This is a genomic window from Xanthomonas populi, from assembly GCF_002940065.1.
Lineage (GTDB): Bacteria > Pseudomonadota > Gammaproteobacteria > Xanthomonadales > Xanthomonadaceae > Xanthomonas > Xanthomonas populi.
In genome coordinates this window covers 1-13443 of sequence record NZ_MDEJ01000109.1, presented here as the reverse complement: position 1 = coordinate 13443, position 13443 = coordinate 1, and the positions used below count along the sequence as shown (strand labels likewise).

General features: G+C 63.2%; 11 protein-coding genes and 4 pseudogenes. 8 read left to right on the top strand and 7 right to left on the bottom strand.

What is annotated here, in order from left to right:
- Nucleotides 1-32: 32 nt before the first annotated feature.
- The 3 genes from XpopCFBP1817_RS15675 to XpopCFBP1817_RS15665 all read right to left on the bottom strand — a co-directional run bounded on the left by XpopCFBP1817_RS15675 (nucleotide 33) and on the right by XpopCFBP1817_RS15665 (nucleotide 1524).
- On the bottom strand, nucleotides 33-317 hold the full coding sequence (locus tag XpopCFBP1817_RS15675; RefSeq protein ID WP_128417808.1) for a protein-tyrosine phosphatase family protein: 285 nt from the start codon (nucleotides 315-317) through the stop codon (nucleotides 33-35).
- An 83-nt stretch (nucleotides 318-400) separates the two neighbouring features.
- The gene (locus tag XpopCFBP1817_RS15670; protein WP_128417807.1) at nucleotides 401-1180 is read right to left on the bottom strand and encodes a sulfite exporter TauE/SafE family protein; all 780 of its coding nucleotides are present in this window, start codon (nucleotides 1178-1180) and stop codon (nucleotides 401-403) included.
- On the bottom strand, nucleotides 1177-1524 hold the full coding sequence (locus tag XpopCFBP1817_RS15665; RefSeq protein ID WP_128417806.1) for an ArsR/SmtB family transcription factor: 348 nt from the start codon (nucleotides 1522-1524) through the stop codon (nucleotides 1177-1179). Before XpopCFBP1817_RS15665 ends, XpopCFBP1817_RS15670 begins: the two co-directional genes overlap by 4 nt.
- An 89-nt stretch (nucleotides 1525-1613) precedes the next feature.
- Between XpopCFBP1817_RS15665 and XpopCFBP1817_RS15660 the strand changes: the two genes are divergently transcribed.
- The 5 genes from XpopCFBP1817_RS15660 (at nucleotide 1614) to XpopCFBP1817_RS15640 (ending at nucleotide 7215) form a co-directional block, all read left to right on the top strand.
- A complete protein-coding gene (locus tag XpopCFBP1817_RS15660) occupies nucleotides 1614-2483 on the top strand; it encodes an MBL fold metallo-hydrolase (RefSeq protein ID WP_128417805.1) in 870 nt (289 codons plus the stop codon).
- On the top strand, nucleotides 2483-2905 hold the full coding sequence (locus XpopCFBP1817_RS15655) for a YeeE/YedE family protein (protein WP_128417804.1): 423 nt from the start codon (nucleotides 2483-2485) through the stop codon (nucleotides 2903-2905). Before XpopCFBP1817_RS15660 ends, XpopCFBP1817_RS15655 begins: the two co-directional genes overlap by 1 nt.
- Nucleotides 2902-3363 (top strand): DUF6691 family protein, encoded by a 462-nt coding sequence (locus tag XpopCFBP1817_RS15650; protein WP_128417803.1) that lies wholly within the window; start codon nucleotides 2902-2904, stop codon nucleotides 3361-3363. The genes XpopCFBP1817_RS15655 and XpopCFBP1817_RS15650 overlap by 4 nt, the downstream gene beginning before the upstream one ends.
- A gap of 208 nt (nucleotides 3364-3571) precedes the next feature.
- Complete coding sequence (locus tag XpopCFBP1817_RS15645) at nucleotides 3572-5371, top strand: chloride channel protein (protein WP_128417802.1); 1800 nt, start codon at nucleotides 3572-3574, stop codon at nucleotides 5369-5371.
- A 365-nt stretch (nucleotides 5372-5736) separates the two neighbouring features.
- Complete coding sequence (locus XpopCFBP1817_RS15640; protein WP_208619634.1) at nucleotides 5737-7215, top strand: SulP family inorganic anion transporter; 1479 nt, start codon at nucleotides 5737-5739, stop codon at nucleotides 7213-7215.
- Here the strand turns inward: XpopCFBP1817_RS15640 and XpopCFBP1817_RS15635 are convergent.
- Nucleotides 7168-7413 (bottom strand): hypothetical protein, encoded by a 246-nt coding sequence (locus XpopCFBP1817_RS15635; protein WP_128417801.1) that lies wholly within the window; start codon nucleotides 7411-7413, stop codon nucleotides 7168-7170. The two genes, XpopCFBP1817_RS15640 and XpopCFBP1817_RS15635, sit on opposite strands and share 48 nt — an antisense overlap.
- 192 nt (nucleotides 7414-7605) lie before the next feature.
- Between XpopCFBP1817_RS15635 and XpopCFBP1817_RS21940 the strand changes: the two genes are divergently transcribed.
- Together XpopCFBP1817_RS21940 and XpopCFBP1817_RS15630 are read left to right on the top strand one after the other, a co-directional pair.
- Nucleotides 7606-7824, top strand: coding sequence for a hypothetical protein (locus XpopCFBP1817_RS21940; protein ID WP_167393949.1), 219 nt, complete (start codon nucleotides 7606-7608; stop codon nucleotides 7822-7824).
- A gap of 129 nt (nucleotides 7825-7953) precedes the next feature.
- A pseudogene (locus XpopCFBP1817_RS15630) lies at nucleotides 7954-8186 on the top strand (DUF1653 domain-containing protein).
- A 149-nt stretch (nucleotides 8187-8335) separates the two neighbouring features.
- Here the strand turns inward: XpopCFBP1817_RS15630 and XpopCFBP1817_RS15625 are convergent.
- Entirely contained in the window at nucleotides 8336-9043 is a 708-nt protein-coding gene (locus XpopCFBP1817_RS15625) for a DNA/RNA non-specific endonuclease (protein WP_128417809.1), read from the bottom strand.
- A 10-nt stretch (nucleotides 9044-9053) separates the two neighbouring features.
- Nucleotides 9054-10247: pseudogene (locus XpopCFBP1817_RS15620) on the bottom strand (methyl-accepting chemotaxis protein); the annotation flags it as partial.
- A gap of 63 nt (nucleotides 10248-10310) precedes the next feature.
- On the opposite strand from XpopCFBP1817_RS15620, the pseudogene XpopCFBP1817_RS15615 reads away from it, so the two are divergent.
- Nucleotides 10311-11232, top strand: a pseudogene (locus tag XpopCFBP1817_RS15615) (LysR family transcriptional regulator).
- 69 nt (nucleotides 11233-11301) lie between these two features.
- Here XpopCFBP1817_RS15615 and XpopCFBP1817_RS15610 read toward each other — a convergent pair.
- A pseudogene (locus XpopCFBP1817_RS15610) lies at nucleotides 11302-13152 on the bottom strand (M14 family metallopeptidase).
- Nucleotides 13153-13443 lie beyond the last annotated feature (291 nt).

Genomic DNA, 13443 nt, shown 5'->3' with positions numbered 1-13443 from the left:
GATCATGTCTGTCGTTCTCCGCTGGCAGGGCGTCAAGTCAATGATGGCAGATTGCTGGGGTTTTTAGAGGCTCCTAGTAGATGTGCCAACCGCGCGGCGGCTTCGGCATTGACCGCTTCGGGGCCTGCGATTGGAAGCGAGACATACCGCAAGCCAAGGCATGCGGCTTCGCTGGCTTCGTCGTAGGTGATCGGCTCGTCTGCGGCGCGCAAGTTGATGATGCTGCGCACGCCGGCGGATGCAAGCGCGGCGAGATCGTCTGCAGAAGGCTGTCCGCTGGCGTACAGACCAGGTGCGAACAAGATTGCGGTGTGCATGCAGGATCCTCTTCGAAAGTGCGACGTGTGTGCCCTGGATGCGCGGGCCGATGGCGCGCGAACGTGCATCACATGTGCTGCAGTCAGCCCAGTGCGATCATGGCGCGGCTGAGCATGTACAGCGCAACGACGCTGATCAAACCGGCGAGTATCAGATTGAGCGCACCTTTGCGATCGGCCAGCTGCGTGGCGGTGCGTGAGCCCAGCACGCTGCCGAGCGCGCCCCCGGCGATGAACGCGGCTGCCAGTGGCCAGGCAATCAGCCCAGAACTGGCGTAACTGATCGCCGTGGTCAGTCCGAAGCTGACCACCGCAACTAACGACGATCCCACGGCGAACAGGATCGGCATGCCGGTGGAGGCCATCAGCCCTGGTACGACAAGAAACCCGCCGCCGATCCCGAAGAAGCCGGACAGCAGCCCGGTGGCGGTTCCCGAGGCGATCAGCTTCGGCGCATTACTTCGATTGAGCACCGCGCCTGGGTCGCCGTGTTGGCCGCGCGAACGTGCCATCAGGGTGGCTACCACCAGCATCAGCAGTGAGAAAAGCGCGAGCAGTTGCTGGCCGTCCATCGCCTTGCCGAAGATCGCCCCGATCCATGCACCACCGACGCCGGCAGCCGCAAACATTGCCGCGCATGGCCACTTCACGTTGTGCTTGCGCGCATGGTTGGACAAGCCGATCAACGCGTTGGCAGCCACCGCGATCGCGCTGGTGCCGATGGCGACATGCGGATCTTCTACGCCGACCAGATAGACCATCAAAGGCACGGCGAGAATCGAGCCTCCGCCACCGACCAGCCCCAACGTAAATCCCACGGCAGTGCCGGATAGCGTACCGAGCAGGTACTGCAGCGTGGTCATTCGCTTTGCTGCGCAGGCGCGCAATATGCGGCGTATAGCGCATTCAGTACGCCTACTGCTGGCCCCTGCACCAAGGCGTAGTAGATTGTCTGAGCTTCGCGTCGAGTGGTGACCAGGTTCATTTCGCGCAGCACCGCCAAGTGTTGCGACAAGGCGGACATGCTCAGGCCGGTCAGCGGTTGCAGCTCGCCCACCGAGCGCTCGCCCTCTACCAGCTGGCACAGCACCAGCAAGCGTGACGGATGCGCGAGGGCCTTGAGCAAACCGGCGGCTTGTTCGGCAAGCAGCGCCATCTGCTGTGGGGACGGCAATTGGCGGGAGACGGGCGGGCTGGGACGGGTCATCGGAAAGAGTGGCATGCAGTGGTATTGACAGTAAATTTAGTCGATACTAATTTAGATAAATCTAAAACAATAAGCAATGGGCGACCACAATGACCCCTGAAGTGATGGGCTTTTACGACACGGCGACGTTCACCTTCACCTACGTGGTGTACGACCGCGAGGGGGGGGCTGCCGCCGTCATCGATCCGGTACTCGACTACGATGCCGCTGCGGCACGAATCTCCACCGCATCGGCAGACCGCGTGCTGGCCTTCGTCGCCGAGCACCGCTTGCGCCTGGACTGGATCCTGGAAACCCACGCCCATGCCGATCACCTCACCGCTGCCTCCTACTTGAAGCGCATGACCGGCGCCAGGGTTGCCATCGGCCGTGGCATCACTGGTGTGCAGCAGCGCTTCAAGCAGCTGTTTGGGCTAGCGCCGGAATTTGTCGCCGACGGACATCAATTTGATCGCCTGTTCGATGCTGGCGATATTTTCGGCATCGGCGGGCTGGACGCACGCACCATCGCGACACCCGGGCATACCGCCGATAGTCTGACGTACCTGATCGGCGATGCCGCGTTCGTCGGCGATACGCTGTTTGCGCCCGACACCGGGACTGCGCGCACCGATTTCCCCGGGGGCGACGCGCAAACGCTGTATCGCTCGATCCACGCGCTACTCGCGTTACCGGCCGCTACGCGCCTGTTCCTGTGTCACGACTACCCGCCGGAAGGGCGTGAGCCGATGGCGCAAACCTCGATCCAGGCGCAGGCCCAGCACAACGTGCATGTCGGTGGCCAGATCGGAGAGCAGGCATTCGTCAGGTTGCGGACCGCACGCGATGCCCGGCTCGCCGTGCCCAAGCTCATCCTGCCCGCGTTGCAGGTGAATATCCGCGCCGGCGAACTGCCGCCGCCCGATTCCAACGGCATCTGCTACCTGCGCATGCCGATCAACCAATTGGGTGCACTGTGATGACGTCCTGGATGACTGCGCTGACCGGCGGGGTGTTGATCGGCCTGGCTGCGACCCTGTTGTTGTGGCTCAACGGTCGCACGGCCGGTATCAGCGGCATCGTCAATGGAGTGCTGTTTCCGGTGGCAGGCGAACTCGCATGGCGGGTGGTGTTTCTCAGCGGCATGATTGTTGCCGCTGGTGTGTACATGACGTTGGTGCCATCGGCACCGATGCCGCGCACCGACTCTTCGCGCGCCGGATTGGTGGTCGCCGGGTTGCTGGTGGGTGTTGGAACGCGCATGGGCAATGGCTGTACCAGTGGACATGGCGTGTGTGGACTGGCGCGAGGATCGACACGGTCGCTGGCTGCTGTCATCACCTTCATGGCGAGCGCCATGGTCACCACGTTCATTGCGCGCCATCTCTGGAGTGCGGCATGAAGAAATTCCTGCTCGCGATTTTTGCGTCCGGCAGCTTGTTCGGGCTGGGGCTTGCAATGTCGGGCATGACAGATGCGCGCAAGGTTCTTGGGTTCCTCGATGTGACCGGTGCCTTCGACCCGACGTTGTTATGCGTTCTGGGCGGTGCGGTCACTACCAGTGCAGTGCTGTTCGGTGCGGTGTTGCGTCGCCAGCGCCCGGTGCTTGCCGCAGCGTTTCAGCTGTCTCACCTGCGTCGTATCGATCTGCCGCTGCTTGGCGGCGCGGCGCTGTTCGGGATCGGCTGGGGGCTGGCGGGGTATTGCCCCGGCCCGGCGCTAGCGGGCTTGGGTGTTGGCTCAGTCGAGGCGATGTGGTTTGTGCCTTCAATGCTGGTCGGCAGCCTGCTGCACTGTGTGCTGACTGCCGGCAATGGCACCACTCCTGTTGAGAAACCCGCAGATATCGCCTCCAGTTGAGCGCTACGGCCTCTTTCGCCGCGTGCCGGTTCACGGCCTGCTGTGACGACACTGCGAGACCGCATGGGTAGCGACAATCGCGACGACTAACTGCTCCACCAGCTACCGCGCGCAGGTAATGCGAGGTCAGCAAGGTTCTTGCACACTATGCGCCAGCGCTGACCTTCACCGGGTACCGGCGTCCTGATCCCGAGGGTCATTGGTCCTTATGCAGTCACCTCACCACCACGAGACGCACCCTGCGCATTCGACCGCCGCGCGACTGCGCCAACCGCTGGATTGGCTGCGCAGGCAGTTACGCGCCAACGATCTATGGTTCATCGGGCTGGCGGCGGTGGTGGGGCTGATCGCCGCGGCATTGATGGTGGTGCAGGCCGGCATTGCGCACGCTCTGCAGGCCTGGCTGTATGGCCTTGCGCCAGGTGAGCTGCTCAGTACCGCCGAATCGATAACCACCACCCAGTTGTTGGTGCTGCCGTTGGGCGGATTGTTGGTGGGCCTGGTGGCATTGCTGGCGCGGCGACGAAAGCGGCCACTGGTGGATGCGGTGGAAGCCAATGCCTTGCACGGCGGGCGCCTGTCGATGCGCGACAATCTGATCGTTGCAGTGCAGACGCTGCTCTCCAATGGCTTTGGTGCGTCGGTGGGGCTGGAGGCCACCTACACGCAGATGGGATCGGGCGCCGGCTCGCAACTGGGCCGGGTGTTGCGGGTACGCCGGGCGGACATGCGCACATTGGTCGGCGCCGGTGCGGCAGGCGCGATCGCCGGTGCGTTCGGGGCGCCGCTGGCCGGTGCGTTCTACGCGTTCGAGATCGTGATCGGCGCCTATACGCCGTCGGCGCTTGCGCCGGTGGCCGCAGCGGCATTGGCTGGCGCGTTCATGGCCAATGCGTTGGGTGCCGCGCCGTATTCGTTGCCGGCGGCGGTGGCCTATCAATTGCAGCCGCGCGACTATGCGATCTATATCGCGCTGGGGTTGACCTGCGCGTTGATCGGCATCGCGGTGATGCGGCTTGTAGCCGGTATCGAGCGCGCTGTGGGGCGGATCAATCTGCCGATCTGGGGCCGCCCGGTGGTGGGCGGCCTGCTGCTGATTCCATTGGCGATGTATTCGCCGCAAGTGCTGTCATCCGGGCACGGCGCACTGCATCTGGACCTGACCAGCAGTAGCACGCTGCAGGTGTTGGCCAGCTTGTTGGTGCTCAAGTGCATCGCATCGGGTATTTCGCTGGGTTTCGGTTTCCGTGGCGGCTTGTTCTTCGCCTCGTTGTTCATGGGCTCGTTGGTGGGCAGCCTGTTTGCGGTGTTTTTGAATCTGCTGGTGGGCACTGCCGCCGTGGATATGACGAGTGCTTCGTTGGTGGGAATGGCCGCATTGGCAGCGGCCATTGTCGGTGCGCCGATGACGATGGCCATGCTGATTCTGGAAGGCACGCACGACTTCGTGCTGGCAAGCGCAGTCATGGTTGCGGTGCTGGTGGCCAATACCGTGGTGCGCCAGGTGTTTGGCTATTCCTTCTCTACTTGGCGCTTGCACCTGCGTGGCGAAAACATCCGCAGCGCACGCGATGTGGGCTGGGTGCGCAATCTGTCGGCCGGCAAGATGATGCGCAATGACGCCAACCACACGGCGCACGACATCACCGCCAGCGAGTTTCGCAGGCGTTTTCCATTGGGGTCCACGCAACATGTGGTGCTCCAAGACGACGCTGGTCATTATGCCGGTGTGGTGCCGCTGGCGGTGGTGTACGCCGACAATGTGCAGGCAGAGGCGCCAGTGAGCGACTACGCCAGGCACCGCGATGCGGCGTTGCTGGCAAATACCGACATCGTGGCGGTCATGAAGATCTTCGACGCCACGCAAGCTGACGAGTTGGCGGTGATCGATACCCAACGCAAGGTGCTGGGCGTGCTGTCGGAAGGCTTCGTGCGCAAGCGCTATGCCGAAGAGCTGGAAAAACGCGAGCGCGAGTTGATGGGCGAGCGCCTTGGCGGCGATGAGTGAGGCATGCGCTGGCTGCAGCGGCTGAGACGACAGAGCGCGTGGTGCTCAGGGTGAGTGCAGACGGCCTGCCCGGCACCGAACCATGCGGGCGGTCCATGCGGCATCAGCACTGACCGCACGCATGCATCGGCGTTTTTGGTCGCTCTCGCACGTTCGGCACGCGCACAATGGCGCGCCATCGGGTTGTCCCGCCCCGCCCCGCTTCACTGCGTTAGCATCGGCATCCGCCAACAGATATTTTCTCCGACAGCATGACGCCACCCTGACCTGACCCATCACGCGCTCGCAGTTTTTCTGCGAAGGTCCAGGTGTTCGACATTCATGCTATTCGCGCCGTGTGTCTACCGGTGCGCGGAGTCGTTTCAATGTCCAGATTTTTTTCGTTGCGTCAGCAATGGCTCGGCAACGTGCGTGGCGATGTGCTTGCCGGCATCGTGGTTGCACTTGCCCTCATTCCCGAGGCGATCGCCTTCTCCATCATCGCCGGTGTCGATCCCAAGGTGGGGCTCTACGCTGCGTTCTGTATTGCGGTGGTGACCTCCATCGCCGGCGGCCGCCCCGGCATGATTTCTGCTGCGACCGGTGCAATGGCGTTGTTGATGGTGGAGTTGGTCAAGGATCACGGGGTGCAGTATCTGTTGGCGGCTACCGTCTTGGCTGGCGTGCTGCAGCTGATCGCAGCGGCAGCACGCCTGGGCACACTAATGCGCTTTGTCTCGCGTTCGGTGATCACCGGCTTCGTCAATGCGCTGGCGATTTTAATCTTTCTAGCGCAGCTGCCGGAGTTGATCGGCATGCCATGGCCGGTCTACGCGGTGTGCGCAGCGGCGTTGGCCATCATCTATCTGCTTCCGCGCGTCACCACGGCGATCCCCTCGCCGCTGGTTGCCATCGTGGTGCTGACCGCGGCATGTGCTTACTGGCAGGTCGACATCCGCAGCGTGGGCGATATGGGCCGTCTGCCCGACAGTTTGCCGGTGTTTGTGCTGCCGGATGTGCCGCTGAGCTGGGACAGCTTGCGCATCCTGCTGCCGGTGTCGACGACGCTGGCAGTGGTGGGCTTGCTGGAGTCGTTGATGACCGCGCAGATCGTCGAAGACATGACCGAGACGCCCTCGCAACGCAATCGTGAATGTGCCGGCCAAGGGTTGGCAAACATGGTGGCCGGCTGCTTCGGCGGCATGGCCGGTTGCGCGATGATCGGGCAATCGGTGATCAACGTGCGCTCCGGTGGGCGTGGGCGCTTGTCGTGCATGGTGGCCGGCGTGGTGCTGCTGCTGATGGTGGTGTATGGCGCGCCCTGGGTGCGTCAGATTCCGATGGCGGCGTTGGTGGCGGTGATGATCATGGTCAGCATCGGCACCTTCAGCTGGGCGTCGTTGCGCGATCTGCGCACGCATCCCAAGGGTTCGTCGGTGGTGATGCTCGGCACCGTGTTGGTCACGGTGTGGACGCATGACCTGGCCAAAGGCGTCCTCGCCGGGGTAGTGCTGTCGGTGTTGTTCTTCGCACGCAAGGTCGGGCGCATGTTGCAGGTGCAGGAGATCGATCGCGACGACGGTGTGCGGGTTTATACCGTGCGCGGCCAGGTGTTCTTTGCCTCTGCCGGGCAGTTTGCCGCCAGTTTCGATGCGCTGAGCACGCCGCCCGAGGTGCTGATCGACCTCCCCCACGCGCACTTCTGGGACATCAGCGCGGTGGCGGCGCTGGATCGGGTGATGCTCAAACTGCGCGCGCACGGTGCCGCCGTCGAGGTCGTCGGCTTGAATCGGGCCAGCGACACGCTGATCGAGCGGTTAGGAATCCACCGGCGCGATGGCGCGCGCGTGCGGGTTGGCCACTGAGCTCTGTCGTTCGTGTGCGGTGATGTCGGTGCCCAGCGCGGTTGTGGGCAGTGCATGCTCGTCGAGCAGCGCGCTGAGGCGGCGATGGCACTCCCGGAAGGCGAGCGCACAGGCCGGCATGTCGCAGGCGTCGAAGGTTTGCGCCTGGGCCTTCCAGGATGTGAGCAGGTCGTGCAGATCGTGGATCAGGCTCGGCATGGTGTTTACTTGGTAGGCGTGTCGATAGCGACGGACGCAAGCGCGGGGCGGATGCAGTGCAGCTGAGACGGCCTCATGCGTGACGGGATGAGGCGGCTGCGACGAGCGCTGCTGCCGGCGCGCCGGACACACATGCGCATCACATGGCCGGGAGGAGGGTGACGTTGCGGTCTTTTGCCGCTGGAGCTGATCATGAACAGTGACGAAAACGGCAATCAAGGCGTAGACGACCCGATGACCCCGCCTAACGGCGTCAAGGCGCCTGGCAGGGGCCACGCAGCGATTCAGGAGGGGCCTGCGCAGGCCAGCGAGATCGATGATGACGATGCCATCGAAGACGAAGTGGATGCCGATGAGGATCTGGAAGAAGACGATGAAGACGACGAAGACGACGAAGAGGATGACCAGTAGCCGCTGTGCATCATCGCGTGCGCTGATGCTGGGCTGAGTTCAAGGAAGATGCCGCGGGTGTTGCCGCATGTTCTGGCTGTGGCCGCGCTGGCTGCTTAAACTGGATGGCCCTCGACCACGTTGACGTCCATGGATCATTTGCCGCCACTGCCTTCCATCGCGCTTGGGCAGTACCGCCACTTCAAAGGGGGGGCCGTTACGAGGTGCTGGGTGTCGTGCGCAGTAGCGAAACGCTTGAGCTGCTGGTGCTCTACCGCCCGTTGGACAGCGATATCGGCATGTGGGTGCGACCCGATGCGATGTTTGTCGAGCAGGTCGAAGTCCAGGGGATTGAACGCCCGCGCTTTGAGTTTGTGGAGTAACGGTTGCCTGCAGCTCACTACGCCAATAGCCGATCTTTCGTCGTGCATGGCGATGGTGTGAAGCCAATCAAAAGCCCGGGCACGCCCGGGCTTTTTTACATCGCGTACCTAAACAGTGATCAGCTCAGGTCGCAATTGCTTGGCTGCGGCTAGGGGGTGGCACGCAGCATGGCCTTGACGGCGGCCGGTGCGGTGATGCCGATGGCGCTGGCGCCGTGCAGATCTTCCAGTTGGTCGATGCTGACGATGTAGCTGTCCAGCGAACCGAGCGTGGCGCTGTTGGGAATCAGCCAGCTGATGGCGCGCGTGCCGCCTGCTGGGTTGGCAGTAATGATCGTCTTCCAGAAGAAATCCGGGGTGCGGATGCCGGGGCTGGTCAGACAGTAATCGTTGCGGGTGTCGCTGTAGATCACGCCGCCATAGACCTGCACGCTGGCGATCTCGCGGTAACACTCGGTCACGTTTTCGGCGCGCACCCAGATGCCCTGGTTGAAGGTCGCCGCCTGCGGCACCATGTTGGACATCAGGTTGGCGCGACGGATGTAGGTCGCGTTGTAGTCCATGTGGTTGGAGGTCATCAGGTGGCCGCGATCGCAGCCGGTGCGCACGCTGGCGTAAGAAGCAGTGGAGGCCTGTCCGGCGCAGCCGCTGGGCAGTTCGGTATCCAGAGTGAAGCTGGACGTGCGCGCGGCCGAGCCGGTATCGGCCTGCAAGACGTATTCGTAGCGCAGCGCGGTGTGGTTGGTGCAGTCGTAGCGCAGGGTGTAACTGCCCTGGTTGAGGGTGACGACCGGTGCATTTGCGGTGGCACTGAAAGCGGTGAGCAGCGTGGTTGATTGGTCGACCCGCTGTGCGATGTTTCTTTACCAGATGATGTTCGGTTGCAGGCTCCAGCTGGAACAGCGAGACCAACTGGGTCAAGCTGCTGGACTTTTTCTCTATCGCACGTGGCGCAGCCATGGCTTCTTCCACTCGTGCCGCATTCTGCTGGGTGGTGTCGTCCATCTGGATCACCGTCTGGTTGACCTGCTCGATCACGGCCGATTGCTCGCTGGAGGCGGCAGTGATCTGGCCCATGATGTCGGTGACGCGGTTCACGCTGGCGACGATCTCGGTCATGGTGGTGCTGGCCTTGCGCACCAGTGCCGAGCCCTCGGCGACCTTGCCGACCGAGGCATCGATCAGCTCCTTGATCTCCTTGGCCGCACCGGACGAACGCTGTGCCAAAGTGCGCACTTGGCTTGCCACCACTGCGAAACCAAGGACTTGTTCGCCGGCACGTGCGGCTTCCACCGCAGCGTTCAACGCAAGCATCTTGGTCTGGAAGGCGACGCCATTGATGACGCTGATGATCTCGGCGATCTTCTTGGACGAGGTTTCGATGCCCGACATGGTGCCAACCAGCTGGCTGACCACCTCGCCCCCTTGCGAAGCCACACCGGCGCGCTGCGTGCAGGCGCGTTGGCTTGGCGTGCGTGTTCGGCGTTCTGCTTGAGGGGGGGCGGTGAGTTCTTGCGTCGAGGCAGCGGTTTCTTCCAGGTTGACGGCCTGCAACGCTGTACGCCGCGACAGATCCTGACTGCCGGCGGCAATTTCACCGGCTGCAGTGTCGATCTCCTAGGACGAATGCTGGATGCGCCCGACGATATCGGTCAGGCGGTCCAGCGCGGTGTTGGCATCGTCACGCATGCGCGCGAACACGCCGGCAAAGTTGCCGTGCATGCGTGTGGTCAGATCGCCGCTGGCAATGGTCTGCAACAACCACGACACCTCGCCAAGGCTCTTGTCCGAGGTGCTCATCCGGTGATTGAGATCCACCACAATCTTTCGGAAATCATGCTCGAACGCGGTTTCGTCGCCACGCGTGGTGAAGTCGCCCGCTGCTGCCGCCGAGGCCAGACGCTTGATCTCGCCGTTGATGGACAACAGGCTGCGCCGCACATCGTTGATCGATTGGCTGATCGCCGCCCTCCCGCCCGGCAACGGCGCCAGCTGCTGCAATAGATCGCCTGCGGCATAGCGTTCGGTCAGCGCAACGATCTGCATGGTCACCGCGAGATGGCTGGGATCAAGCCTACTAAGGATTTATCGCTGGTCGACACAATCTTCGGGTTGGGATTGGCGATGGATTGGTTCGACGCGATGCAGGCGTTTGCGCGTGTGGTTGAGACCGGTAGCTTCACCAAGGCGGCCGAGACCTTGCACATGAGCCGGGCCAGCGTGACCCAACTGGTGCAGCAACTGGAGGCACGCTGCGCGTGAGCTTGCTTAACCGCACCACGCGCCGGGTGCATGTCACTGCCGATGGCGCGGCAGATTACGAGCGCGTGTTGCTGCTGGCAGACATGGACGATGCACAGACGAGCTTGTCCGATGCGTCGGCGGTGCCGCGCGGGCGCTCGCGCGTGGATGTGCCCAGCCCATTGGCGCGTTTGATTCTGATGCCGGCGCTGCCGACATTTCATGTGCGCTATCCGGATATCCAGCTGGATAGGGGTGTGAGTGATCGCCGTGTGGATCTGATCGGCGAGAACGTGGATTGCGTGGCGCGCGGTGGCACCATCACCGATCAATCCTTGATTGCACGCTGTGTGGGCGAGCTGCAGGCGGGCGTGTATGCAGCGCCTTCGTCTCTGCAGCGGCTGGGTACGCCCGCACACCCGCAGGAGCTGGAAAACACCCAACACCGCTGTGTCGGTTTCATGCGCTGGAGCAGCAGTAAGACCGTGCCCTATGTCATGCAGCGCGGCAGCGAAGCGTTGGATCTGCAAGGGCGTTACGGGGTGGCGTCCGACGACGGCAACGCCTATCTCGCCGCGGGCTTGGCCGGCATGGGGGGCTGTGGTTGCCGGTGGACATGGCCAAGGCGCAGGTGGCCAGTGGCGAGCTGGTGCAACTGTTCCAAGACTGGTCAATGGAGCCGATGCCGCTATCGATCGCCTTCCCGCCCAACCGGCATGTCAGCGCCAAGCTGCGCGTGTTTATCGATTGGGTGATTGCATCGATTGACGAGCATGCGTCGGTGGAGGCGCCGGCGCTGCGTTGATCGGCGCGATGCGATAGAACTCTGGGCCGCATTGCCGATCCCACATCGTGGAATCGGCAATGCGCTGTTTCACTCCGCCAGCTGACGCCGCACCGGATAACGCCAGCCAGTGATCGCCGCATACGGCGAGCGTGCATAGATCCAGTGCAGCCGCGCATGGTTATCGGCGCGGAATGCGGCATCGTCTGCGAGCTTGCGTTCGAACTCTGCGCGTAGCACGGCGTCGCTGCGCAACATGCGCTCGGTAAAGTCCACCAGCTCGGTGCCTTACAAGCCGCTATCGGGGCTGCCGGCACTGCGGAAACATCCGCTGGCCGGCAACGAATCGGTGCTCTGCGGCTCCAGCAATGCGGCAGCCAACAGGCGCATCGGTTGATTGGCAGGCACGCGGATGCTGCCGGCGGCGAAGGTTTCGTGCACGTTGTCGGTCTGCGGTGTCTGCGTGCCGGCTTGCTTCACCACGCGGATCTGCTGCACCTTGATCTGACGCGGCTGCTGCAGGCGTTCGTAAGTCATGCCGTGCGCCTTGAGCAGCGCGACCGCATCGTCGTTGCCGGGTGGAATCCACCAGGCGAGCGGATAGCGCACGGTTTGCGTCTGGCGATAGCCGATCACCGGCATGGTCCAGGTTTCGTCGCGGCCTTCCCAGCGCAGTTCCTGCCGGCCGGACACCGGCGATCGCGCGCGGCTATAGGTCACGCCCTTGAACGGCACATGGGCGATCGGCTGTTGCAGGCGTTCCCAGGCAACCATCAATTCCTGCGCGCGCGCGGCGCGATCGGCGCGCTTGGCCGCGTCGATTTTCTTTGCATCGCGGCCAACCACGCGCAGCGCTTCTTCCAGCAACACGTAGTCGCCAAGCACGCGCTGCCGGTAAGACGTCAAACGATGGTTCTCCACCAACACGGTGGCGATGCCGGCAAAGTCGCCATACCCGGTGGAATAGCGCGGGCCTTCCGGTGCGTACCGCAGGCCCGAGCGCGGCTCGTCTTCGTCGATCAGGCTCGGGTAGATAGCCGGTTCATGACCCTGGTTGCGTAGCGCGGTATTCATCGCCGGCGTGAAGCGTTGCTGCAGCCAATCGGCAGTGGCGCGCGAGCGTGCATAGGTGCCCCAACCGGCGAAGGTAAAGGTGATGTTGTACTGATGATTCAACCCGCCGCTGACATGCAGATCGATATACAGCGCCGGATCGAGCATGTGCAGCAGCGCGACCATCGCGCGCGTTTCCGGCGCTTCCAGGTTGGGGTAATCGCGGTTGAGATTGATGCCGCGTGTGGTGGTGTTCCAGCCCATCTGTTGTGGGCCGCGTTGCTCGTGCCCATCCACATTGAAGATCGGCACGAACACAAAATCCACCTGGTCGAGCAGGTTGTCTTTGCCGCGTTGCGCGATATCGCGCAGCAACATCAGGCCGGCATCCTTGCCATCGATCTCGCCGGCGTGGATGCCGGCCTGCGCCAGCACCCCCGGCTTGCCGGGCGTGCCCTTGTGCGCACGTACCAGCAGCAAATCGCGGCCCTCGCTGCTCTTGCCGAACACTTCCAACGACAGTAGCGGCGAAGCGGCGACCAGGCGTTCCAGCCACGCGCGCGTTTCGTCGTAACTGGGCGTACTGGCGAAATCGCTGCGTTCCACCGGCGCCCTCCACGGATCACCCAGCTTGACGATCAACGCCTCGCTCGCCCCATGCCAGGCGCGCACCGGCGGTAGCGCCGCGCTGGTGTCGATGGACTGCGCGCTGACCTGTGCGGCGGCCAACAACGTTGCGGCGAGCAAGCCGGCAGCGGCACGCGTGGTGCTGCGGGTCGTGGGCGTGGTGGCGGCGTTGTCGGAAGCTAACGGAGCGTGCGCGGGAAAGCGCGAAGCGTGCGGGGAAGAGGGGGCGGGGCGAGGGTCCCTGTGCCCGAGTTCTCCCATCTCGCTGCCACTCCCATCTTCGTCAGCTAGAGCAGATCTCTAGAGTAGACGCTATCCAGCGGAGAAGCGAACTAACACCCGCTTCGCCCGGCCATATCGCCTATCGCGCAAGTGTCCGACGGGTTGAAAGCCAATCACCGAGGACCACGCACAGCCCCCGGACGCTCACCCAATCCAAGTCGTTCTATCAATGTGATAGCGTATCATTTCGTCAAAAGGGCACCTCGAACAACCAAGTCGTAGCCGTGGTGACACGCACTGGATGATGACCATACCTTCAAAAAATCAGCG

What these genes read in the sequence shown, in the direction of transcription:
- XpopCFBP1817_RS15660 (WP_128417805.1), top strand. Translation starts at nt 1,614, where the DNA reads ATGACCCCTGAAGTGATGGGCTTTTACGACACGGCGACGTTCACCTTC.
- XpopCFBP1817_RS15635 (WP_128417801.1), bottom strand. Translation starts at nt 7,413, where the DNA reads ATGCCGAGCCTGATCCACGATCTGCACGACCTGCTCACATCCTGGAAG.
- XpopCFBP1817_RS15645 (WP_128417802.1), top strand. Translation starts at nt 3,572, where the DNA reads ATGCAGTCACCTCACCACCACGAGACGCACCCTGCGCATTCGACCGCC.
- XpopCFBP1817_RS15655 (WP_128417804.1), top strand. Translation starts at nt 2,483, where the DNA reads ATGACGTCCTGGATGACTGCGCTGACCGGCGGGGTGTTGATCGGCCTG.
- XpopCFBP1817_RS15675 (WP_128417808.1), bottom strand. Translation starts at nt 317, where the DNA reads ATGCACACCGCAATCTTGTTCGCACCTGGTCTGTACGCCAGCGGACAG.
- XpopCFBP1817_RS15650 (WP_128417803.1), top strand. Translation starts at nt 2,902, where the DNA reads ATGAAGAAATTCCTGCTCGCGATTTTTGCGTCCGGCAGCTTGTTCGGG.
- XpopCFBP1817_RS15640 (WP_208619634.1), top strand. Translation starts at nt 5,737, where the DNA reads ATGTCCAGATTTTTTTCGTTGCGTCAGCAATGGCTCGGCAACGTGCGT.
- XpopCFBP1817_RS15665 (WP_128417806.1), bottom strand. Translation starts at nt 1,524, where the DNA reads ATGACCCGTCCCAGCCCGCCCGTCTCCCGCCAATTGCCGTCCCCACAG.
- XpopCFBP1817_RS21940 (WP_167393949.1), top strand. Translation starts at nt 7,606, where the DNA reads ATGAACAGTGACGAAAACGGCAATCAAGGCGTAGACGACCCGATGACC.
- XpopCFBP1817_RS15670 (WP_128417807.1), bottom strand. Translation starts at nt 1,180, where the DNA reads ATGACCACGCTGCAGTACCTGCTCGGTACGCTATCCGGCACTGCCGTG.